This is a genomic window from uncultured Victivallis sp. (assembly GCA_944389935.1).
Taxonomy (GTDB): Bacteria; Verrucomicrobiota; Lentisphaeria; order Victivallales; family Victivallaceae; genus Victivallis.
Genome location: CALXOE010000019.1, coordinates 27,137 through 48,568, shown reverse-complemented (window position 1 = coordinate 48,568; position 21,432 = coordinate 27,137). Strand labels below are relative to the sequence as shown.

The 21,432-nt window shown below is 59.7% G+C and carries 15 protein-coding genes; 7 read left to right on the top strand and 8 right to left on the bottom strand.

Annotated features, from left to right (window positions below; translation table 11 throughout):
* Window positions 1-175: 175 nt before the first annotated feature.
* Both Q0J85_RS07670 and Q0J85_RS07665 read right to left on the bottom strand, forming a co-directional pair.
* Complete coding sequence (locus Q0J85_RS07670; RefSeq protein WP_294479936.1) at window positions 176-1,270, bottom strand: sialidase family protein; 1,095 nt, start codon at window positions 1,268-1,270, stop codon at window positions 176-178.
* A 75-nt stretch (window positions 1,271-1,345) separates the two neighbouring features.
* Window positions 1,346-2,089 carry an AraC family transcriptional regulator gene (locus tag Q0J85_RS07665; RefSeq protein WP_294479935.1) on the bottom strand — a complete coding sequence of 248 codons (744 nt, stop codon included), beginning with the start codon at window positions 2,087-2,089 and terminating at the stop codon, window positions 1,346-1,348.
* 623 nt (window positions 2,090-2,712) lie between these two features.
* Here Q0J85_RS07665 and Q0J85_RS07660 point away from each other — a divergent pair.
* From Q0J85_RS07660 to Q0J85_RS07650, 3 genes are all read left to right on the top strand, one after another.
* Entirely contained in the window at window positions 2,713-3,993 is a 1,281-nt protein-coding gene (locus tag Q0J85_RS07660) for an SPFH domain-containing protein (RefSeq protein WP_294479932.1), read from the top strand.
* Window positions 3,994-4,010: 17 nt separating this feature from the next.
* Window positions 4,011-4,709, top strand: coding sequence for a hypothetical protein (locus Q0J85_RS07655; protein ID WP_294479928.1), 699 nt, complete (start codon window positions 4,011-4,013; stop codon window positions 4,707-4,709).
* 80 nt (window positions 4,710-4,789) lie between these two features.
* Window positions 4,790-5,167 carry a hypothetical protein gene (locus tag Q0J85_RS07650; RefSeq protein ID WP_294479926.1) on the top strand — a complete coding sequence of 126 codons (378 nt, stop codon included), beginning with the start codon at window positions 4,790-4,792 and terminating at the stop codon, window positions 5,165-5,167.
* An 86-nt stretch (window positions 5,168-5,253) separates the two neighbouring features.
* On the opposite strand, the gene Q0J85_RS07645 is transcribed toward Q0J85_RS07650, so the two are convergent.
* The 5 genes from Q0J85_RS07645 to Q0J85_RS07625 form a co-directional block, all read right to left on the bottom strand.
* The gene (locus Q0J85_RS07645; protein WP_294479924.1) at window positions 5,254-7,137 is read right to left on the bottom strand and encodes a DUF5054 domain-containing protein; all 1,884 of its coding nucleotides are present in this window, start codon (window positions 7,135-7,137) and stop codon (window positions 5,254-5,256) included.
* A 581-nt stretch (window positions 7,138-7,718) separates the two neighbouring features.
* The gene (locus tag Q0J85_RS07640; protein ID WP_294479922.1) at window positions 7,719-8,588 is read right to left on the bottom strand and encodes a type II secretion system protein; all 870 of its coding nucleotides are present in this window, start codon (window positions 8,586-8,588) and stop codon (window positions 7,719-7,721) included.
* Between the two features lie 43 nt (window positions 8,589-8,631).
* Window positions 8,632-11,577 carry a sugar-binding protein gene (locus tag Q0J85_RS07635; protein ID WP_294479919.1) on the bottom strand — a complete coding sequence of 982 codons (2,946 nt, stop codon included), beginning with the start codon at window positions 11,575-11,577 and terminating at the stop codon, window positions 8,632-8,634.
* Complete coding sequence (locus tag Q0J85_RS07630) at window positions 11,577-13,223, bottom strand: hypothetical protein (protein ID WP_294479917.1); 1,647 nt, start codon at window positions 13,221-13,223, stop codon at window positions 11,577-11,579. Before Q0J85_RS07630 ends, Q0J85_RS07635 begins: the two co-directional genes overlap by 1 nt.
* A 29-nt stretch (window positions 13,224-13,252) precedes the next feature.
* Window positions 13,253-14,278: a LacI family DNA-binding transcriptional regulator gene (locus Q0J85_RS07625; RefSeq protein ID WP_294479913.1), complete on the bottom strand. Its 1,026-nt coding sequence runs from the start codon at window positions 14,276-14,278 to the stop codon at window positions 13,253-13,255.
* 253 nt (window positions 14,279-14,531) lie between these two features.
* Here Q0J85_RS07625 and Q0J85_RS07620 point away from each other — a divergent pair, with 253 nt between their 5' ends.
* A complete protein-coding gene (locus Q0J85_RS07620; protein ID WP_294479910.1) occupies window positions 14,532-15,080 on the top strand; it encodes a hypothetical protein in 549 nt (182 codons plus the stop codon).
* A 92-nt stretch (window positions 15,081-15,172) separates the two neighbouring features.
* Here Q0J85_RS07620 and Q0J85_RS07615 read toward each other — a convergent pair whose 3' ends face one another.
* Entirely contained in the window at window positions 15,173-16,231 is a 1,059-nt protein-coding gene (locus Q0J85_RS07615) for a GntR family transcriptional regulator (protein ID WP_294479907.1), read from the bottom strand.
* 178 nt (window positions 16,232-16,409) lie between these two features.
* Between Q0J85_RS07615 and Q0J85_RS07610 the strand changes: the two genes are divergently transcribed.
* Genes Q0J85_RS07610 through Q0J85_RS07600 form a run of 3 tightly spaced genes read left to right on the top strand, consistent with a single transcriptional unit; the run spans window position 16,410 to window position 21,432 of the window.
* On the top strand, window positions 16,410-17,657 hold the full coding sequence (locus tag Q0J85_RS07610; RefSeq protein ID WP_294479905.1) for a type II secretion system protein: 1,248 nt from the start codon (window positions 16,410-16,412) through the stop codon (window positions 17,655-17,657).
* A gap of 23 nt (window positions 17,658-17,680) precedes the next feature.
* Window positions 17,681-20,356, top strand: a complete 2,676-nt coding sequence (locus Q0J85_RS07605; RefSeq protein ID WP_294479901.1) for a heparinase II/III family protein — start codon at window positions 17,681-17,683, stop codon at window positions 20,354-20,356.
* Window positions 20,353-21,432 carry a M14 family zinc carboxypeptidase gene (locus Q0J85_RS07600; protein WP_294479899.1) on the top strand — a complete coding sequence of 360 codons (1,080 nt, stop codon included), beginning with the start codon at window positions 20,353-20,355 and terminating at the stop codon, window positions 21,430-21,432. Before Q0J85_RS07605 ends, Q0J85_RS07600 begins: the two co-directional genes overlap by 4 nt.

Genomic DNA, 21,432 nt, shown 5'->3' with positions numbered 1-21,432 from the left:
ATTCTGCTGCTTTTCCTGATGAGAGCTTTGTCGAAAGAACGCCGCCTCCGGATCGCACAGGGAGGAGCGACCCCGAACGCCACCCGGGAAACCGCTCCGTAAAAATTCTTCTGTCCCGATCCGCAACACCTGGATGGGTCGCCGTCCCGGCCGGTGACGGTGAGCCGACCGCCTTTTATGCCTCAGGCACTCTCCAGCGTGAGGCGAGCACCGCACACTGCGCCCCGGGGGCGGGCTGCTGATAATAGACCGTGTACAGCGACCCGTCCGACAATTCAACCGTGGAGGGATAGCCGAGATCGCCCGCAGGTCCGTCGTCGCGCAGGATCCAGTCGATATCCCAGCTCCGACCGCCGTCACGACTGAACATGACCCGCTGCCCGAACCCGCCGCGGCGGCAGCCGTAAGAGGAGATGAGAACGCCCGAACTGTGCAGCATCAGATGCGGCGGGCTGCCGGGAGCGATCCGGACGGCGGGCGTCCAGGTGCGCCCTCCGTCGGAGGATTCGCTCTGCCAGACTGAAAAATACGCCTCCCCCTCCAGCCGGAGCTGACAGATGATACGGCCGTCGGGCAGTTCGAGCGAATGGGGTTCGCAGAAGCGGGTACCGGGCAGCGGTGCCGGGATCACGGCAAGCTCCGTCCAGTGTTCTCCGTTGTCCGTGCTGCGGAGCACGACCTCGTTTCCGCCGCAGAAATCCTCCATCCGAAACCGGAGGGAACCATCGGGCTGCGCGACGCCGAACCGGGTGCCGACGTAAAGCAGGGAACCGTCACGCAACAGCGTCGGACCATGCGGCGAACTTGCCGCGACCGGAATTCGCGGACCGAACTGTCCGTCCGGCCGACGGCGGCGCAGGAAACTGCCGATGTTGCGCGCAACGACATCCTCCTCCCAGGAGTCGAGAACCGGCCGGAAATCCGCACGGTCCGGCATGGCGGCGCCGGTCGGATAGTAGATGCGGGTATCCGAACCGAAGTGAGTCACCAGCAGACTCCCGTCCGGCAGCGGGCAGAGTCCGGCGTCCCGGTCATCGACGGGGGAATCGTTCACAATAACCGGATCGCTCCAGCTTCTCCCCTCATCGGAACTCATCCAGAGCACGGTTTTTCCGAACGGGCAGATGTGACTGCTGCGGAAACCGGATGCGGCTACGGCCAGCGTTCCGTCCGGGAGTTTCGCGACCGTCGGCCAACCGAAATACCCGAACGGCCGGCTCCCCTCGAACACGGTTTCATGGACGGCGTCAATTCGTCTGGAATCCATCATTCATCCTCCTTATGCAGAATCAAGTTGAGTGAAAAACCGCAAACACGACATTGGGGGGACGCCCCCTCCCCCGACTTATCCCCTCACCGATACGGGCGGAACTCCATACCGCCGTTTGAACGAATTGCAGAAATAGAACGGGCAGCTCCATCCGGTCAGGCGCGCCGCGTCGGCGACGAGATATTCTCCGGATTCGAGCAGTTCACGCGCCTTTTCGAGTCGGATTGCGATGAGCTGCCTCCGGATGCTCAAGCCGCCGTTGCGCCGGAACAACCGGTTGAGATGCTGCGGCGTGACGCCGGCGAAAGCGGCGATCTCGCTTACGTCGAGTTCTCGGCGGTAATAGTTTCGCCGCAGATAGTCGATCGAACGCGCGTACAGATCTCCGGAGTCCGACGGCGCAGCTTCGAGTTGATCGATCTGAGAACGGATCGTCTCAAAACACGTGCGAAGAAGCTGCCCGCGCAGTCGCTCCTCCTCCGCCGGGGTGCGCGCCAGCAGGGCGAACAATTCCGGCAGAATATTGATCCGGCTGTCCACGACACGGTTGAAGAGGAGGTAACGACCCGAGGAACGAACCGTCAAGACCCCTGCCCCCGCTTCCAGACTCAACGGACAGATTCCGGTGGTTTCGTGCGGGATGCCAGGCACAACCAGATGGAGTTCTCCCGCGGCAAGCAGTTTCAACTCCCAGCCGGCATGAATGTGCGGATTGAACTCCGATCGCAGCGTGACCCGCCCCCTTTCCGCGATCACCGTCAAAGGCGGCGGAGCTGCCAGCAGTTCATCCAGCAGCCGATGAATCGCAAAACTTTCCAAGAAAACGCTCTCCCTCTGCCCGTCGGTTATCCGGTGCGGCCGGAAAATCGCCGCCCCGTGTTACACGGTACACTATACTCCGGACTCTGCGGCAACACAACCCGGAAATGCTGTATTTTTTCAACCACACTGTAAAAATCGAACATTTTCTCCGGATTTCCGGGTCGCCGGGGAAGCCGTCCGACGCCAGATGCCGACGATTGTATCTCCGGGAAGCCGGGGATATCCATCCTGACAACGGCTTCTTTCCGGGAATCTTCCTCGCTCCCGAAGCTGCAAAAAAAACGAACATGTCATACCGGAAAATCAGCGGCAATGCGACCGGAATCCGACCGATCGGAGCAAATCCGGAAGCGGAAATTGACCGCGAGCCGGGAATCGCGCCTGCACAGGAATTGCGAAATAAAAAAAAGGTTATTTTTCACCATTTCAGCTTGTCATAATCCGATCAAATGCTATATTATAGTCGAGTATATTTTATGAGCAATTCTTCCATCGGGAAGCGGAATCCGGAACGGAAAAACCGGAAAAGCTTATTTCCGCAAGCCGGGTCCGGAGAGAGTGTGAGTGTGAGCGAGCGAACGAGTAAATAACGATCAAACAACATTCAGAGGGAAGTGGATATGGCTGTTATCGATGTGGTGAAATGGGACGCTGCTCCCGGGGTTTTCGCCTGGAAATTCCCCAGTTGCGAGCTCTCGACGAAAACGCAGCTGATCGTTTCGGAATCTCAGGAGGCGTTTCTGTTCAAAGAGGGGCAGATCATCGGCCCGATCGGTTCGGGCAGACACACGCTTAACACAGCGAATTTTCCGGTATTGACCACGCTGCTCAAAAAAATTACGGGTAACTCTCCGTTCACCGCGGAGGTCTGGTTCATCCAGAAAGCATTCAAGCTGGACGTCCGCTGGGGCACCAGTTCGCCCATTCAGGTGGAGGATCCGAAATATCACATCATGTTGCCGTTGCGCGCGTTCGGGCAGTACGGCATGGTGGTGGAGGACTCCTCGAAGTTCCTGCTGAAACTCGTCGGAACCCTCCCGGCATTCGTCACCAAAACCCTCACGGAATATTTCCGCGGCATCGTCCTGACCAAGTCGAAGGACCTGATTGCCAAATATGTCGTCCGCAACGGGATTTCGGTCCTGCAGATCGGGATGTATCTCGATGAGATCTCCAATACGCTGGAAGCCAATATTGCCGAAGTTCTGAAAGATTACGGCATCCGTCCCGTGAATTTCACGGTCAATTCCATCACGACGGATGACAACGATCCCGCGGTCAGAAAGCTCAAGGACGCCCTCGCGACCAAAGTCGAGATGGACATCGTCGGATTCAACTATCAGCAGAAACGTTCGTTCGATACGCTCGAAAGCGCGGCCGGCAATCCGGGCGCCGGGGGCGGCGTCATGGCTGCCGGACTCGGAATGGGAATGGGTGTCGGCATGGGAATGCCGATGGGCAACGCCATGGGTTCACTTGCGCAGAATATCAATGTCGCGTCCACGATCCCCTGCCCGAAGTGCAATGCACAGGTCGCCGCCGATGCCGCGTTCTGTCCGAAATGCGGCAACAGCCTGGGGGGAAAACCGGCTGCCTCGATGATCGTCTGCGACAAGTGCGGAACTCAGAGCCCGGCCGGGACCAGATTCTGCCCGAACTGCGGAGATGTGTTCTACTGCTGCCCCGAATGCGGAGCGGACAACCCGGAGGACGCGGTCGTCTGCCGCGCCTGCGGCAAACCCATGCCGGTCAAATGCCCTCAGTGCGGCAAACTTCTGCCTGGCGGGGCGAAATTCTGCAACGAATGCGGAGCGCATCTGAAGAAGTGCTGTTCCGAATGCGGGGCAGAGGTCGATCCTCAATCGAAATTCTGCCCGAATTGCGGAAGTAAACAGAATTAAAACTGGGAGAATACACCATGTTCAGCAGTCCGAGAGTTCTTTTGCCGGTGTTAACCGTCTTACTGTGTGGGATTTCCCTGACCATCGCATTCTTCAGTGTGGAGAGTGCGGCGCGCGGATATGAGTTCTGGTATGTCATGCTGGGGATCCTCCTGGCGGAAGTCAGCCTGGGATTTTCCTTTATGGATATCGGTGGAAATCACGGCGACCGGGCGTATCTCTACCGGCTCGGGAATGTCATGACCGGTATCGTCTACATGGCATTCAGCCTGCTCATGCTGATCCCCTATGCGATGGATGCCAGCGCCACTCTCCTGCTCTCGCTGGAACTCCTCGGGCTGTTCGCGGCGCTGGTGCTGCATGTCTGTTTCGGCTGGGCGAATCACGCCACGGCTGCGCAGGATCGACTCGATCGCGGCAGTTTTCTGGTCAGAAAGAAAAGCAAACTCGATCTTCAGGCGCTCTACTCCGATCACGAGGAGTTTTTCACTGACAACCGGGAGTTGGGCAAGAGCTGCCGGGAACTGCTTGACACGGCGGCCTGCGCCTCCGACAGCGTCAGCGGTTCGGAGGAGGTAGACGCGGAGCTGCAGTCGAACATCATGATGCTCCGCGGCAGCGTGGAGGCGGCCGATGCGGAAGCCACGGCAAAACAAATCCGGCGTCTGCTGGCGATTTACAACAAACGCCAGGCCCTGATCCGGGAGCTGCGGTAACGGGAAAGCGGCACGTCCTGCCCGCGGCTGCCGTCGCAGCGGGGGGACATTCCCGGTTTCCAGGAAAATAGAGAGGAAAAATGAACTGTCTTTACTGCGACAGCCCCCTGCCGCCCGGCGCGGTCGAGTGTCCAAACTGCGGAGCGCCGGCTCCGGCAGAATCGTCTGTTCCCCCGCCTCAGCCGCAAATGCCTCAGTTTGCGCCTGCGCCGCAGCCGACGCGGAAGAAATCGCCGCTGCTGGCGGAACTGCTGTCATTTCCGGTGATCGGGCTCGGGCAGATGTACAACGGTCAGGTCATCAAGGGAGCTCTTCTGCTGCTGGTGACGGTGATTCTGGTCTTTGCGATTCATCCGATGGTGTTCTGGATTTTCTGGCTCCTTGCGGTTCTCGACGCGGGGCGGATCGCCGGGAAGATCAATGCCGGAGAAACCGTCACCCCGTGGACGTTTTTCTGAAACGGCTCTTTCCCGGGAAATCCCGTTCGAGCGGAACTTCGGGAGTGAAAAAAGACGAGGGAGTGCCCCCCGTCTTTTCTGTCAGCTCACTTACCCGGTGAGGCGTTCACGTAAAAACGGAAACGCATTGCGTCGCAATTCCACATCGGGAAGTTGGTTCCCCACACATTGTCGTAAAGGAGGAAGTGAAACTCCCGTCCATCGGGCAGCCGGTCGGGGAAATCGCACAGCGCGCGCTCACCGGGCGCATACAACGGCGCATCGGGAGATTCGATGGACCATTGCGGGAAACGCACGGTTCCGTCGATGGCGTGCAGCATCCGTCCGCCTCCGGAGACCGTTTCGCGCGGATCGATCGTTTCGCCGAGTTTGGTGAAAATGCCGACCGCGGGTTGAGCCGGAACGAAGTCGAGCCAGTAAGCGTGTGCCCGTCGTTCCGGCGACCGGCCGCGCCAGCGCAGTTCTGCGGCCAGCCGGGAACCGCGCCCGGGGATCTCGAACGCAAGTTCGACCAGTTCCGGTGCGCCGATGCCGCGGGGGTGTCCGCTGATGACCAGACGCAGTTTATCACGAACCCGGGAAACGGCCACGGCGGGCTCGAATCCGCTGTTCAGATGACCGCGTTTCAATTTCATGCCGGGTTTGCCGAAATCGCAGAGCGCCCAATCCAGCTGACAGCGCAGATATTTATCCCGAAAACGGCGGAATTCGGCCTGACCGAAACTCTGAACGGAAAAACCGAACCAGCCGCCGCGGCCGTCCGCGAGTTTTCCCTCTGCCGTCTCAAGGGTCGACAAGGCGCCGGTCTCCGGATCGATGCAGATGTGAAAACCGCCCCACTCAAACTCCCGTTCGGAGGTGTAATTTCGCGAAGAGGAGAAGCGGGGACGCAAATTCCGGAGACGACGCGCCGCGAGCTGCCGCACCTCCGGAGGCAATGCGTTCACGGCACAGGTCAGATATCGCCTCTGTTCCCGCCATGAGGCGGAAAACGCCCGCCACGGCTTTCGTCCGAGCAGCGGAGCGATCTCTTCGGCCGCCCAATGGTCGCGGTCGGGGAAATGCGTTTTTTCGTCCAGCCCCCAGGTGTGTTCGACGACCTGGAGAAGCCGGGTGTTGAACACGGGATTTTCCGCGATCGCGGGTCGTTCTTCGCGCAGCCGGGCCAGTTCGCGGAATTCGGCGCATTTACGCGGATCGGAAGCGATACCGTGTATCCAGCTGTCCCCGAGTTCCGCCTCGACGACGGGCAGCGTTTCGCGCAGCGGCTCAAGATCCCGGGCCAGATCGTCGAAAGTCGCCGACACCGCGCCGGGATGAAGCTGCAGCAGCGCCTCGACCTCGGAGGCGGATTGCGCGCCCAGATTATCCCCTTTGACGGAGACCAGATATCCGATCTCCGTCCCGGGAATTTCCAGCGGGGTGCCGTAATCGGGCTGATAGACGACGAGCAGCTCATTCCCGCGGCGGTCTCTCCAGCGGAAAATGCGGGGGACGCGGCAGGCGGCGGACGCCGGATTGATTCCGATGTGCAGCAATTTGACGCCAGCTTCGGCCAGCGGTGCGACGATGCCGCGGGTATGGCCGGGAACATCGGTCAATTTTGCCGCCACGGTATGCCGCCCGAACCGGCGGTCGAGATCGCCGGAAAACCGCAGCGCGTACCGGAACAGTCCGGCCGTGGCGGCTTCGCTGTGCATCGTGAACGGCAGAGCATGCCAGACCAGGTCGCCGCGTTCGATGGCCGCCTCCAGAAATTTCCGTTCACTGGAATCGGCCCGTTCGAGTGCCTCATGAATCAGCCAGGCCCCCACCGTCCACCGGAAGCGGAAAGGGCTGCCGCTTTCGCGGAAATGGTCGGCCGTGGCAACCGCCTGCCGCAGAAAATCCCGGAAATAACGGCTTTCGACGCGGGCCGCATAATCGGTGAAACCGACATCCAGATGAGTTTTAAAAATGATCTTTTCCAATGATTTTGAAACCTCCTGTTATGACCCTCCATGTGCAGCGCCGGGGATTCTGCGCATCAGGGAGTCGAGAGAAAAATCCACCGTTTCCCGGCGGTCGTTACCGCCTTTATGCTTCCGATCGGGCTTGGTGTCATCCAGTTCCATGAAATTCAACGTCAGAACAATCGCCTGTCCCATCCCTGCGGAAACAGCCGCTCCACCTCTCACATTTTGAACGAGGGCAGACGATTTCCGTATGACAAATGCAAGATGAGTCGCCCCCCCGGGAACCGGGCGAAATCTTCCGGTCGGAAAGCGAATAGAACCGGCACCGGGAATTCCGATATTCAGAGTCGTTCTCGACGGAAAGATGCTTTCATGAATCAGTACACGCCTGCACCAATTTACCATGAGTCACAGCAAAAAAGCCTAAATGCTCCAAAAATTCCTCCAGTTACATTGTGTCTTTTCTATACTATGGAACAATCTTATCACAAAGTCAAGGCTGGCGGAGGATTTTCCGGCTTGTTATTTTCAAGTCGCCATAAGCTGCAGCTGAAACCCGGCGGGAAACCACTGTACGCAGTTCCCCGTCCGGGAACTCAGCGCCAGGTGGTTCCGATGACGGTGCTCTTCCCCCAGCCGCCGGTAACGTTGTATTCGCTCAGATAGCGGGCACTCGTGAAGAGTTCGACATGCCCGTCCCCGAAGATGGCATTCACCGCAGACCGGTGGCGATACCACGCCCAGTCGTCGAAATTACAGTTGCCGAGACTGGACAATCCGTCGCCGAAATTACCGGAATTGTTCTTCTCATACCCTTCCGCGAAAAAGATCCGACTCGACGGATTCCGAATCTGCTGGATCTTGTTGGGCGAATCACTGCCGCGACCGCCCACGCAATACTGCATCATGCTGTATTCAAAATATCCGAACAAAAACAGCAGCGCCTGTTTGTTGGCAGGACATTTCAAAAATCCACTGCGATCGTTCAACGAAAGCTGCGAATAACGGGTTCCCTCCGCGTGACCGTCACCGCCGCGCGCTTCGATGTTCAGATAATCCCGCATGATCCAGGTCCAGAACACATCGTCCTCGTATTTGAACCCACGCATGTTGTACCCCGCATCTTTCGTATACTGGGCAATGCAGAGGATATCATCGTTGTCAAGCGCATACTGTAAATAGCAATATCCCAGCTGTTTCATGTTGCTCGCGCACTGAATCTGCTGCGCGCGAGCCCGGGAGGAGCTCAACGCCGGAAGCAGCATCGAGGCGAGAATCGCGATGATCGCAATTACAACGAGGAGCTCTATGAGCGTAAATACTGCCTTGACCGTCGCATGGTTGCGGGAGGCGGGGGGCGTTTCCTCCGTCCCCCGGCACAATGCCGAATAGGACAAACAAGCGTGTTCTGCGTGAGCAAGTGGCCGGAATACCGGCATTCCAGACATGGTAAAACGACGTTTCATCTCTGTTCCTCCTGTTATGACAAGTTTTTTGAAAAGGATCTTTTTACTTCACTGACTGTTCCGGATAGCGCGGATCAAGCACCAATGTGCCGAACTGCGCGGGCTCTTTCAACTCGAATGCACCGAGACGGGTGCAGTTGAGCGGCGAAACATTTGCCGCATCCCGATCATTGATGGTAAAACTCCAGCCGAGCCGCGCGCCGGGTTGCGGCTTTACCGGCAGAGCCTCCCACGGGAATGCCGCCCAATATTCGATCGTCTCGCCCGTGGCAGACGAATGCCGTCGAATTTTCAGCGGGAATACATCCGAATCGGCCAGCGCTTTGGGGAAGCGGATCCCGTCGAACGTGATGGTTCGGTAAAGTTCCGGACCGCGCGGAGTGAGCGCCAGCGTATACTCTGAATATCCGAGCTGCCGGGTGTGCGCAAGCCGGTTGGCCGACCCCTCGACCTCACGGGCGGCAAATGCGACCTGAACACAATCCCCCTGCCACGTCTCAATACCGTTGTAAGGCTGACAGAACACATCGTCCCGGACGACAAAACGCAAGTAGAGATACCGCTCATCCCAGGCCGCTCCGACCTCTCCGGAAATGTCTCCGCGCCCCCGGTAACCCGACGGCGAAGCGACGACCGACTTCAGGCCGGAAACGGGATACTGCTGGATCTGCCTCCACGCCTCATTGGAACTCCCGGGCAGACGGGATATCGCAAATGTCGAGAGCGACACCTCCGTCATCGAGCGCCAACCGTTCCGCCCGAGAATGGAGATCTCCGCCTTGCGTGCCCGCAGCGGATTCCAGTCGAGATCGCGCCGGGAGAATATGAGTTCACAAGAGTCTCCCGCGGCGAGCTCGAAATTCCGCGTCATCCGGGATTCCGGTATGCCGGGAAAACGCAGGGAGATCTCTCCGGAAAAGTCTCGGCCGGCCGACTCATGAAGCCGCAGACGCCAGGCACACCGTCCCTCCTCCGACACAACCGGGACAATCTGTTCCAGCCGTACCGGAGACACAATACGAATCCGGGGACTCAGCGCGTACCGGAGACGCCCGGCTGACTCCAGACGGAGTTTCAGTTCATACTCTCCGGGCTCGGTTTCACGCGGTACCGGAAGCCGGAACCGGAAGGGCGACTCTCCACCCGGCGCGAGATTGAGCGGCAGTTCGCTGCCGTGACTTCCGAGTTCGGGGCCGCAGCTCAGTTTCAATACGCCGGACAACGGTTTTGAATCCGCTTTCACCGTTCCGGATATTTCCAGAAACTCCCCGGCACAACCGGAAGCCGTTTCCACGTCGAGAAACCGGAACGCCCGGCTGCCCCACAACTCCGGAGACACGTCGAGAAGATATTGGACATCCTCGGTCAATGTGAGCTTCAGAACTCCATCCGGTGCCGGAAGCGTACGCTCGTTGCCCATGTGGTCGGCGACGACGAGGCTCGTCCGTCCCACCGGGATCTCGACTTCGCGGGGATCTCCGCTGAAGTCCCACACCGCCAGCGTCACCCGACTGTCGCGCTCATAGGCGTATCCCGCTCCGGTAAGTCCGAGTCCGTCGACCGAACCCGCGCTCCGACTTCCCTCCAGATACCAGGTCAGTGCCGAGAGCGCCGGAATGACGGCGCGCGGTGTCGACGCGGGCGCCACCCAGGGCAATTTCGGGTCGAGGTTGTGAATCATGCTGTAATCCATCTCCACTCCGGTATTCGTGAGGATGAAGTTATAGTTGATTCGGACTCCCTCCCCCAGCAGGATCAAATTGCTGCGCAGAAAACCGCGCATCTGCTTGAGGTCGCCCGCCGCATCCCCGGGAAACAGAAACCCGAGTTCAAGTGCATAGATCGGCAGTTCGCGACCGATGCTGTTGCGGCTGAGCTCTTTCAACAGCCGGATCAGTTCGGCCATATTCCGACTCTCGGGCGGATACCCTTTGGGATAGGGATGGATCGAGATGCCGTCGATGAATTCTCCGATGCCGCGCGCGAAGAGGTCGCGGTAATACTGGAGATACTCCGCCGTAAGCCCGGCCCCGTTCGGTCCGAGGATAAAAGCGTGCGGATCGGCCGCGCGCACTTCCTCTGCTCCAATCCGGCAACGGGTCACGATGTCATCGGGCGTACCGGTCCAGTTCCACGGATAATGCGGCTCCCAGCCGAACTCGTAGAAGTTGCGTTCCCCCGCCGGGGTGAGCGCGGCGCGGGCGGCGGCGACTTCGCGGCAGATCCGCCGGAATTCCCGCTCTCCGGCAGGAGTGAAGGGACCGTTCAGAAAACGTTTCTTTTCCCCTGCAGCGGGAGCGTCTCGATGATAAACGGGCGTGCGCATCCACTGCGGCATGTAGGCGAGATCAAAATAGCCGTAAGGTTTCCAGCGCAGCTCACCGGCGGGAGTCTTCATGGAGATCACCGGATTGACCGGCGGAGGGGGCGGCGGGGTCTGTCCGGGCTTGCCCGGACCGGACGGCTCCCGGAGAAACCAGATGCGTCCTCCGACCGGCAGACGCCCGTCCTGACTCCAGCTGATCCCCAGCATCGGCAGGAAAGAGAAATCCTCCGAATTCCCCACCAGCCCGAAAAACGAGCGTTCCTGCGGATACTGGTGTCTGCGGGCCGGATCGACGATCACCGCATAAGTGAGGCAGCCCGCCGGACGGCTCGAAACGGCAGGAATCGTCGTACCGTCGGAGAGTTTCGGGTAGACCCGGTAAAAACCGAGACGCGGCGCGGGTGCTTCGATCGAGACGCGCCAGTTCCCATCGGCATCCGGCTCGACCGGGCGGCTCTCGGAGTGCAGTTCGCGGTCGAACTCATCGGTGATCCGCAGGGAAAATTCCAGCGGCTGCCTGAGCTCACGAGCGGTGAAAATCAGCGTGACGCGCTGCCCCGGGAAATAGATGCCGTGACGCGCATCGCAGCCGGCGCTCAGAGAGACGCCACGCGCCGTCAGACAGAGCGCAGCGACGGTCAAAATCAGGATTGCGGATTTCATCAGCGGACACTCCTTTCCACCCGGAAGCGGGCGATTGCCATCTTCGCGGCATCGGCCGTCCACAACCAGTTGCCGCACAAAGCGACCGGACCGCCGGCATAGTCGGAAACGGAGAGGCGCGCTTCAAGACTGCCGTCCTCCGCCGAATAGAGTTCCAGAGCACCGGGCTTTGAAATCAGAATCCGATCCCCCTCGGCCGCCACGGCAGTTACGTTCGCGACGGGGATTTCCCGGTACGGCGAAAACGTCCCGGTGCGAATGTCGGCTCTGAGGAAAATCAGACGATCCTCCCCCGCGATGCAGAGCCCTGACTCGGCCGCCGCCAGATGCCGGACGGGAATATCGGTGGGAAAGGGTACAAATTTGCCTCCCTCAAGTTGCCAGACGCGGCCGGCGGCGAGCACGAAGAGCTCGCGATTCCAGGCGGCGACCGCCATACTTTCCGCCGGGGGATCCGGCAGTTTCTTCCACGCATCGCCGGGAGCGGGGCCGTCCGCCGGGGTGAAACGCCACAACTCCACGCGCTCTCTGCTGCGGTTCAGCAGGTAAAACGTACCGCCCGCGGCAGTCACGGCGAGCGCCTCGCCATTCCGGTACCGGCGGGAGTTCCACAATCCCACGGAAGTGGTGTTGGAAGAACTCAGAAACGGCGTATCTGACTCTCCGCCCGCATCCAGTGCAAAAACAGTTCCGCGCTCGGCTGATGAGAGGGCAAGCAGAACACCGTCGTCGTTGACCGCCAGCGCCCGACAGCCGGGGAAGCCGCCGATCCGGGCGTCCGGCAGGGCGGCCCCCTCCGGATACCGCAGAATCCCCTGCGAAGTTCCCACGTAATATCCGCCGCCCGGCATCGGAGCGACGCCGAAGATGAACATGTCGTCACGCCGGGTCAGCGGACGGGTCGAATTCGTGCGGAAATCCTCCGGAATCTGCTGCAGGTGCGTATCGGCGCCGAACAGTGCCCGTCCCGCCGGAATCATCGTGAACAAGTGGCGCCGCAATGCCCATGCGAAAGGTGTTCCATCCGCCCGGAATCGGAAGATCCGGCAGTCTGGATACGCGGTCGACGCCAGCAGCTCCCCGCTCTCCGGCAGAAACCCGAGCGCATTGAAGCTGCCGGCTTCCGGCAGATCCAGGACCTTTCCGACACTTCTGCCGGCGACATCGTATCCGATCACCGCATTCTCCCGGATGACGGCGAGTTTCAACCGTTTTCCCCAGCCGGAACGCTCCAGGTGCGCGGGGACGAACGCGGGCTGCCCCTGCGGAGCACCGGGGTCGGCAAACGGCTCGAATGCCGTACCGCTCCGGTTCAGCTTCAGGAGTTTCCCATCGGGGCGCTCCAGCCAGAGATCGGCACCATCGCTGAGCAGCTGCCGGCAGCCTCCCTCCTGTCGGAACAGCATGCGGATTTTCTCCGGCGTCTCGAGGCGATAGAATTTCGAGGCATACCAGAAGAAGCAGCCGCGTTTTGTTCCGGCCAACCCATTCACACCGATGAAGTCGAGCGGTTTGCCGGGTTCGCTCTGCCCCAGATAACCGGAAAAGCGGATGGAGGTTGCAGGCGGTTCACCGCCCGCGCGCAGGACAAGCACAAGGACGACCGGCAAAACCGTGAAAAGCAGACGTCTCCGGAGAACTCTCATGACGAAACCTTTTTTTTCCCTCTGCTGGTTCAGCATCCCGGCTCGATCAACCGCGGAGCCTGCAGCAGCAGCGATCCGGGCAGATCGGGATTGGCGAGCCGCCAGACCAGCAGCTCCACCGCTTTCGCCGCCATCGCAGGCAAATCGAGATCGATCACGGCCGGATGTGGATAAAAATTACTGAGCATCAATGATTTGTCACATATCACGACCTGTTCCCGGCTGTATTTTTCCCAGAGTCCGAGTCCGTCGAGCGTGCTGTACAGCTTCACGCCGCAGAGGGCGTTGAATGCGAAGAAACCGACCCGGTCGTCTCCGCTTTCGAGAAATTTCTGAAAACGGGACGTGACACCGCTGTCCTCGCGGGAAAACGGCATCGGCGTCACCGGGACTCCCGCCTCTTTCATCCGCTGAATGAAGCGCACAATGCGCGGGTGGTCGGGAATCTGCACCATATCCTCGCGCCAGATGATCACGGCCCGTTTCACACCGCTCCGGGTCAGATGAGAGGTCGCGAGTTCCGCAACCAGATCATCGTTGGCCGTGATCCGGTCCTGGCGCGGCAGCATCCGCTCCCAGCCGAAAATCTGGACCGCGGGGACCTGCTCCGGCAGCGTCCAGCCCTTGAGATCGTTGTGGTAGAGAACGCCGTTGTAGGCGTTGAGCAATGCGGGGTTCTCTTTCGCTTCGGCCGGAGCCAGGCAGGCATAATCAATGCCGTAACGGTTGAACCGCTCAAGTATCACCGGGAGAACCGGACCGAGGATCGGGTCCTCGCGGATTCCCCAGAGCGGATTGTTCCCGCTGCCCTCCTGCGAGAGCAGCAGCGCCACCGGTCCGAGGTGCGCCTGTTTCCGAACCGGCCGTTCCGTCCGGGGGCGGCGGTTGTAGGCGCGGGGCGTAAACCCCTGCTCCGCGGCCAGCTGACGGATCTTCTCCCGAACCTGCACCGAAACCTGCGGCGAATCCCGCAACGCCATGGAAACGGTTGCGGCGGTCACATTGGCCTGCCGGGCCAGATCATTCAAATTCCGGGGTTTTCTCTGTGTTGCCATTTCTCTATTTTCCCAAATGTTAAACTCATTTTTTTATTTTTTCAGTATAAATTATACTTGATTCTCAAGCAAATGTCAATAGATACTGAAAATAAACTTACAAATTATTTTTAAGTAAATTTTAAGTTATTCGGGCTGTCGGGGGGCGGATTGTTTCCGGGAAATTTGCAATCCGGGACATCTATGCTATATTGGAACTTACGTTCTTAACGGCGGTTGTTCCGCGAAAATTCGTAACCGAACGGAGGAAATCATGAGACTGTTTCTGAGTGCCGTCATCATCGGAGCAATGGGGCTGTTGGTCGGCGGATGTGCCGCCCACAACGCGGGAGCCCTCTCCGGAAGCATCGTCAAAATTGAAAAAGTATCCGATCCCAAACCGGGATATATCGTCTCGGCGACAGCAGTTTCGGAGTCAGGAACTCCCGTCACGCTGCCCCGCGTCCTGGTGAAAGCCGGCGATCGGGGGAGCGTGGAACTCCAGAAACAGTCGACAGTACCGGAATTCGTGATGAATACCGACAGTTTCGGCTCCGTCGTCTGCCAGTCGGGCAGAGGCTACCGGTATCTCGTTAAAATCGAAGAGACTCCGAACCCGGATATGGTCAAAGCCGGATTTTTTGTTCTCTTCGTGCAGAATGGAGAAGACGGTCTCGTTTCCGTGCAGCATCTCGACGTGCCGCCGATGCTTCTCCCGCTGAACAAAGAACTCCTCCTCTTCAAACAGACCGGAGAAACCACATTCTGCACCGTGAACGGCACGGGCAAAGACAAAGTAAAATTTGAATTCGTCAACAAATAAACCGGGGGAACTCCTCCCCTGATCGGCTTCTCTCCGCTCCGCATGGAAACGTGCGGAGTTTTTTTGTGCCCTCTTCTTCCGGGATAGCCGGGTCAGCAGCTTTCGCGGGCGATGAGTTCGAGTTTGCCGTCGAGATGGAAATTGCGCCCGTTTCCCGTCACAAGTTCACTGAATTTGCGGATGCAGAGTCGGCCGTTCTCCGCGTTGCAGAGGTCGACGACCGTCAGCCGCGGGCGCAACGCCCAGGCGGGAGCCGTGTTGTCGATGCCGGCAACCGCGACAGAATCCGGCACACGCAATCCGAGATCCCGCTCCAGCATCTGGATCACCTCGATCGCCTTCTCGGCGCGCCCGCAGCTGATCACATCGAACCGCCCCACCATCTTTCGCAACGATTCCGGATTCAGCTGGAGTTCCTCCCACTCCGCCTCCTCCCATTCGAGGTTTCGCAACGACAGCTCCACCCCGAGCAACCGCCTCCGGGTTCTGGTGATCGGCATTTCCTCACGCAGCAAAAGCACGCGGCGAAATCCGCGCGAAACATAGTAATCCGCCAGCAAAGCGGCCACGGCTGATTCATTGCTGTAGACGGCCGAATAGTGCAACGGTTTCTCCTCGTAGATGTTCGGACCGTAAAAGAGGATCGGCAGCTCCTGCCGCGCCAGCGACGACTGCGCTTTCACAAGGTTCTCATGGCCGCGGAAGAAGATCACGCCGACGGTCTCCGGGTAGATCATCTTCACGTCGTCGAGATTGCGGAAGAAGTCGTCATAGTCGACGAGAGCCGGTTCGCACGGCAGATCCGCCGTATTCGCCTCGTCAAGCGCGCCGAAAAGAAAACTGAAATAGTCATCGGTCAGCGATTTCACGATCCCGGGACCGCCCGGTACAATGAGAATCCGCCCCTTGCGGCTGCGCGGCGAAACGAACGTCCCCTGCCCGTGGCGGCGGTAGATGATGTGTTCGGCGACGAGGTTGTTCAGCGCCTTGCGGACAGTGCCGATGCTCGCGCCGTACTCGGCGGCCAGCTGCGACTCCGAGGGAAGACGATCGTGCCGCTTCAGGTGATGCACGGCGATATACCGCTTCACCTCGTTCTCCAGCCGCCGGTAGACGGGGAGCTGTTCCCAGAGTTTCCGATCCATCCGCATGACAGCGCTCCTTTCCCTGCTATATTATACCACTCCTGTAACGGAGTTTCCATGCCGGCAAAATGATTTTTTTTAAAAAATTATCGCTTCCGCTATTGACAAACGACTCTTTTTCTGGTATACTCCTATATAGGAGTTAATCAGAAACCTGCAACCCTCAACAGGAAGGAATGGAAAGATGAGACGAACCCTTACCTTGATCGAGCTCCTCGTCATGAAAACGTATCAAGTATACCATTCTCCTCTTACGTGCACCCGGCAGTCAAGAGAGGGGTTCGGGGGAGAGAAAGCGGCTCGTAAGAGCGCGTCTCTCCCCGTACCAACCCTCCATCAAACAACCAATCGGCCGATCATCGCCGCGCAACAGAGTCTCCGCTCGGCAAGCGGCGAAGTGGAGCAAAAACGCGAAGCAATCTTTCCGCAGAAAAGCGGGAAGATTGCTTCGTGTTTTTGCGGCTCTTTCTCCCCGCACCGGCCGACCGCAGCCACATCCGGCTCCGCCCCGTACGCGGCACCGGCACCTTGCCGGACGCAGGGGGTGCGGGGGGCGGCGGACACGCCCCCTGCCTCCCACGACCACGCAACGGTCAAAGCCAACGGCTCTGCGACGGGAAAGGCGGCATTTACGCTTATCGAGCTCCTCGTTGTAATTGCGATCATCGCGATCCTCGCTTCGATGCTGCTGCCGGCGCTGAATCGGGCGCGTTCCACCGCCAAAGCGTCGGGATGCATGAACCAGCTCAAGCAGCTCGGGCTTGCCTCGATCATGTACTCGAACGACAATCAGGAGTACATTCTGCCCGGGAATATGAAAGGGCTCACTTTCATCCAGAACCTCTCCGGCCACTCCAAGACCGATACGGGCGGCAAACCGAGCAACCGGGGATACGGCGGCATCACCTGGTACGGGACGAACGTGACGAAAGGTTCGTTCGTCTGTCCCGGCGAGGCGCGGCCTTTCTCGTCGGACTCCTCACAGACCATCAAAACCGTCGAAAGCGCCTACAAGGGGTCGCACTACGGCGTCAACTCGTTTTATCATGCCGGTTATTTCACGGGCGGCAGTGGCGGGAAATTCCGCAAACTTTCAGCAGTGCATGCGCCGTCACAAGCGCTCTCGATGGGGGACAACTCCCGCTGCGAGGTGTTTCAGTTCAATTCCATCTATTTTGCCAGTTATCGCCATGGAGGAGATCCGCGCATCAACATGGACGGCAATCCAACTCGGGTACCGCCGGCCGGCAGCCGCGGCAACTTCGTCTACGCCGACGGGCATGTCGAATCCCACACTTTCAATGAACTCAAAGCTGTTCCGAAAGATCCCCGCAATACCCTCACCAATTCAGGCGGACAAAACCGGGATATGGACACCACCTACGCTCTCGGCGCGGGATATAACAGTTCGCTCGGCTCGACCATCGACTGAACTGGACTGGAAAGATGACAAATATGAAACTGCAACTGACCATCGCTTCCGCGCTCGTCTGCGGGGTTCTCGCAGCGGCGCCAACGTTTGAGGAGTTCACGGGGAAACTCCGCGAGGATCATCCGCGCATGTTCCTCACAAAAGAGACGCTCCCCGCGTTCCGCGAACGCGCAAATACCGTCTGCAAGCCGCTGCTCGACGAGATGAAGCAGCGCATCGACGCATTCCCGGCCGAGCCGCGGCTCGAATTCAAGACCGACGTCGCCGAAGTCAAAGACGGGAAACTCGTCTTCAAAAAAATCCTGAACGATCAGAACGCCGGGAACTACGCCGTCAAAACCACCGGCGGCGTTGAAGCGCTCGAGAGCGCGATTCTCTATCTCGCGACCGGAGACCGCACCTACTTCGACCGCGCCCGGCAGTTCCTGCGGATGCTCGTGGAGTTCACCGCCTGGTGCGACCGCTACCGGATTCTGCCCGAGTGGTACAACAACTCCCGCATGGCTGGATTCATCACCTATGACTGGCTTTATGATGAGCTCACGCCCGAGGAACGCGAGGCGTTCGCCGCTCCGATGCTCAAGCACGTCGAGCACATGCAGAATCCGGGTTACATGCGCAACGGCGGCGGTCCCGGGTCCGGCAACTACGGCGAACCCGGACTGCAATACTACGCCGGACTCGCGACTTACGGTGACGGCATCGACGACGAACTCGCCGCAAAGCTGCTCAAAAACGGGTATGAACTCAACGTCGCGATGATGGATCTGCGCGACAGGATCTCCGGCGGCAGCGGACTGCTCACCTCGATCTGCACCGGCTACAGCTTCGGCGAATATCCGTGGGCGAGTTACAACTTCCTGCACACGCTCAAGAGCGCGGCGGGAATCGACGGGACGCAGCACTGGACGCAGATGCGCGACTACGGCAACTGGTTCAACTGGGCGGCGATTCCGGACAGCGCGACAAAAGACGGGTTTCTCGACTTCGGCTGGGGCGACGCATTCCATGAGACGAACAAACTCGCGAGCTGGATGATGTACACGCACCTCGCGCAGGCGATCCACTTCTACGGGAAATCCATGCCGGAACGCGCGAAACAGGCGCGCGCGATCATGGAACAGATTCCGCCGCACATCCGGAAGATCCTCGCGCTGCGGAAATACCCGTACTGCTCTTTCATCCTGACCGGATTCGATCCGGCGGAGAAGAATACCGAATCTCCGGAACAGGTTCTCGGCGGCGATATTGCCGCCTACTTTCCGACTTTCGGACTCATGGTCGTCCGCTCCGGCGCGACGGAGAACGACACCCATGCCGCAATCAAGGCGGGGGCGCAGTTCACCCAGCACCAGCACTACGACGAGAACAGCTTCATCCTCTATAAAAAAGGATTTCAGGCGCTCGACAGCGGCACCCGCGGCTCGGCGAAACACCACAAAGTCTACTATCCGCAGAGCGTCGCGCACAATACGATCCTCATTCGGGCGGAGAACGAACCGCTGCCGGGCTACTGGTATCCGCGCAATGCGCCCGCCATCACGGAAAAGGTGTTCAACGACGGCGGTCAGAGCCGCATGGGCGTCGCCCGGCCGCTCGGATTTGAAAAAAGCGCCTATCACGCCGTGACCGCCGGCGACGCGACCCGCTGCTACGCGCCCGAAAAGTGCCGCGAGGCGGTCCGTCAGTTCGTCTACGTCGCGCCCGACTATTTCGTGATCTACGACCGCGTGACCTCCGTGAAACCGGATCAGACAAAGAGTTTTCTATTGCACACGCAGAACGAGCCCGTTGAACTCGCCCCCGGTCTCTGGCGCGGGGAAGCGGGCGGAGGGGCGCTCTTCCTCCGGACGCTCCTGCCGGAAAACGGAAAAGCCGAAGTGATCGGCGGCCCCGGCAGGGAGTTCTGGAGCAACGGCCGGAACTGGGAGATCCGCAACCACGAGCAGGCGTTCTCGAAGCCGAACTGGCTCGGACGCTACCGGCTCGAGCTCTCGCCCGCCGACGCGACGGAGAAGTGCCGCTTTCTGACCGTATTGCAGGCGGCGGACAAGGAAGTTCCGGAGATGGTCGAAACCCGGCTCATCCGTACAGAGAACGAGGACGGCGCCGCATTCACGACCGCCGACGGGCGCGAGTGTGTCGTGCGGTTCAACCGTGAGGGCATGATCGGCGGGCACATCACGATCCGCGAGAAAGGGAAAGTCCTGGTCGATCAGCCGCTTTTGAAACCGACTCCGGTCGTCGAACAGGAGAAGCCGGGCAGCGCGCAAAAACGGCATGTTTCCCCGGAAGAGTTCGCGCGGATCGACGCGCTGAACAGCGCAGGGAAAGTGAATCTCGCGGAAAAAGGCGACGTCGTCGCCTGGGAACAGCCGCGCTGGTTCGCACAGGGTCGCGGCAGCGTCATGCAGTTCGCCGCGGCCCCGGAACCCACTGCCGGCCGGTGCAAGCTGAAAGCCGAAAACGATGGGGTCGTGCGGTTTCTGCTGCGCGGACCGGATATTCGCAAAGAGGGAAAACGAGTGATATATTACGTGGAATTTACCAAATTGAACGTAAACGGGAAACCGCTTCTGGCGACTCCCGCCAAAGTCTGGCATGACAAGCCCATGACGGTGAAACTGCCGGTCAAGGCGGGAGAAGAGCTGGAAATCGAAGCTGAATACCGGACCGTTCCGGGAGGAGCCAGAAAATGATCGCCACTGTCAAACAACTGGAAAAACCGAAATTCGCCCCCTGGGTCGTCCGGAATGCGGAACCGCGCCCCGACTGGTGGCTGGTCCGCCCCGGCGAAATCACCGCCGCGTGCGAATCGGTCAAGCGCGGACGCGACGAAGTCATCGCTACGACGCCGGGAAATTATCCGGTTCACGCGGTATTCTACGGAGACTTCAGTGAACCGGCGCCGCAGACGAACTGGTCCGCCGGCTCCTCTTCGACGAGCAATTCAAGCTACTTCCGCCGGGCGGGTCTGCCGCCGACGGTGGTCTGGTGCGCGGGAATCCACGGTGCGGAAGCCGAAAGCGTGGCTTTCGCCGTGAATCTCATCGAGCTGCTCGAACATGGACACGACCTGCTCGGGAGAAAGCACGACAAACTCTGCGAACTTCTGCAGCACTACCGGCTCATCGTCGTGCCGTGTGTGAACATGGACGGCCGCTCGATTTCGCCGGATCATCTGCATGGAGTTCCGTATGAGGAGTTCCGGCGGGTTTCGCAGGGGGTCTGGCTCGACGGATCGCTGATCGGCTGGCTCGGCAGCAAGGAGTATTTTCCGCTGCCGCTCGACCGGGTCGCCTATCCGGGCGGCTATCCGAATGCGGATGGATTCAACATCATGCACGACGCCTGCCCCGGCCACATCCGCACCGCCGAGGCGAAAGCGCTGCTGCGACTCGTCGAACGGTACAGCGTGGACTTCGTGCTGAACGCCCACTCCTGCGAGGGAGCGCCCGCGCTGCTTGCGCCGTCGGAATTCAACTACCGCACGCACGTCGAGCGCGGGCAGCGCGCCAGCGATGCGGTCAACACCGCGCTCTTCCGGGCGGGTTTGCGGCCGGATCCGGGCGTCGGCTTCCCGCCGGGAAAACAGGTGAATCTGAACAATCTCTTTTCACTCGCCTCGGGAGCGCTCGCTCTGACGCTCGAGTGCACGGTCTGGAACAACCTCTCGTTCGAGCAGATGCTCGACGTCAATTTCGTCACATTTGAAACCCTGCTCGAATCGGGTCTGTCCGATCCGTTCGTCCTGCGGGAGAAACTGCAGCGCTGA

What these genes read in the sequence shown, in the direction of transcription:
- Q0J85_RS07670 (WP_294479936.1), bottom strand. Translation starts at nt 1,270, where the DNA reads ATGATGGATTCCAGACGAATTGACGCCGTCCATGAAACCGTGTTCGAG.
- Q0J85_RS07660 (WP_294479932.1), top strand. Translation starts at nt 2,713, where the DNA reads ATGGCTGTTATCGATGTGGTGAAATGGGACGCTGCTCCCGGGGTTTTC.
- Q0J85_RS07655 (WP_294479928.1), top strand. Translation starts at nt 4,011, where the DNA reads ATGTTCAGCAGTCCGAGAGTTCTTTTGCCGGTGTTAACCGTCTTACTG.
- Q0J85_RS07650 (WP_294479926.1), top strand. Translation starts at nt 4,790, where the DNA reads ATGAACTGTCTTTACTGCGACAGCCCCCTGCCGCCCGGCGCGGTCGAG.
- Q0J85_RS07640 (WP_294479922.1), bottom strand. Translation starts at nt 8,588, where the DNA reads ATGAAACGTCGTTTTACCATGTCTGGAATGCCGGTATTCCGGCCACTT.
- Q0J85_RS07635 (WP_294479919.1), bottom strand. Translation starts at nt 11,577, where the DNA reads ATGAAATCCGCAATCCTGATTTTGACCGTCGCTGCGCTCTGTCTGACG.
- Q0J85_RS07630 (WP_294479917.1), bottom strand. Translation starts at nt 13,223, where the DNA reads ATGAGAGTTCTCCGGAGACGTCTGCTTTTCACGGTTTTGCCGGTCGTC.
- Q0J85_RS07625 (WP_294479913.1), bottom strand. Translation starts at nt 14,278, where the DNA reads ATGGCAACACAGAGAAAACCCCGGAATTTGAATGATCTGGCCCGGCAG.
- Q0J85_RS07620 (WP_294479910.1), top strand. Translation starts at nt 14,532, where the DNA reads ATGAGACTGTTTCTGAGTGCCGTCATCATCGGAGCAATGGGGCTGTTG.
- Q0J85_RS07615 (WP_294479907.1), bottom strand. Translation starts at nt 16,231, where the DNA reads ATGCGGATGGATCGGAAACTCTGGGAACAGCTCCCCGTCTACCGGCGG.
- Q0J85_RS07610 (WP_294479905.1), top strand. Translation starts at nt 16,410, where the DNA reads ATGAGACGAACCCTTACCTTGATCGAGCTCCTCGTCATGAAAACGTAT.
- Q0J85_RS07605 (WP_294479901.1), top strand. Translation starts at nt 17,681, where the DNA reads ATGAAACTGCAACTGACCATCGCTTCCGCGCTCGTCTGCGGGGTTCTC.
- Q0J85_RS07600 (WP_294479899.1), top strand. Translation starts at nt 20,353, where the DNA reads ATGATCGCCACTGTCAAACAACTGGAAAAACCGAAATTCGCCCCCTGG.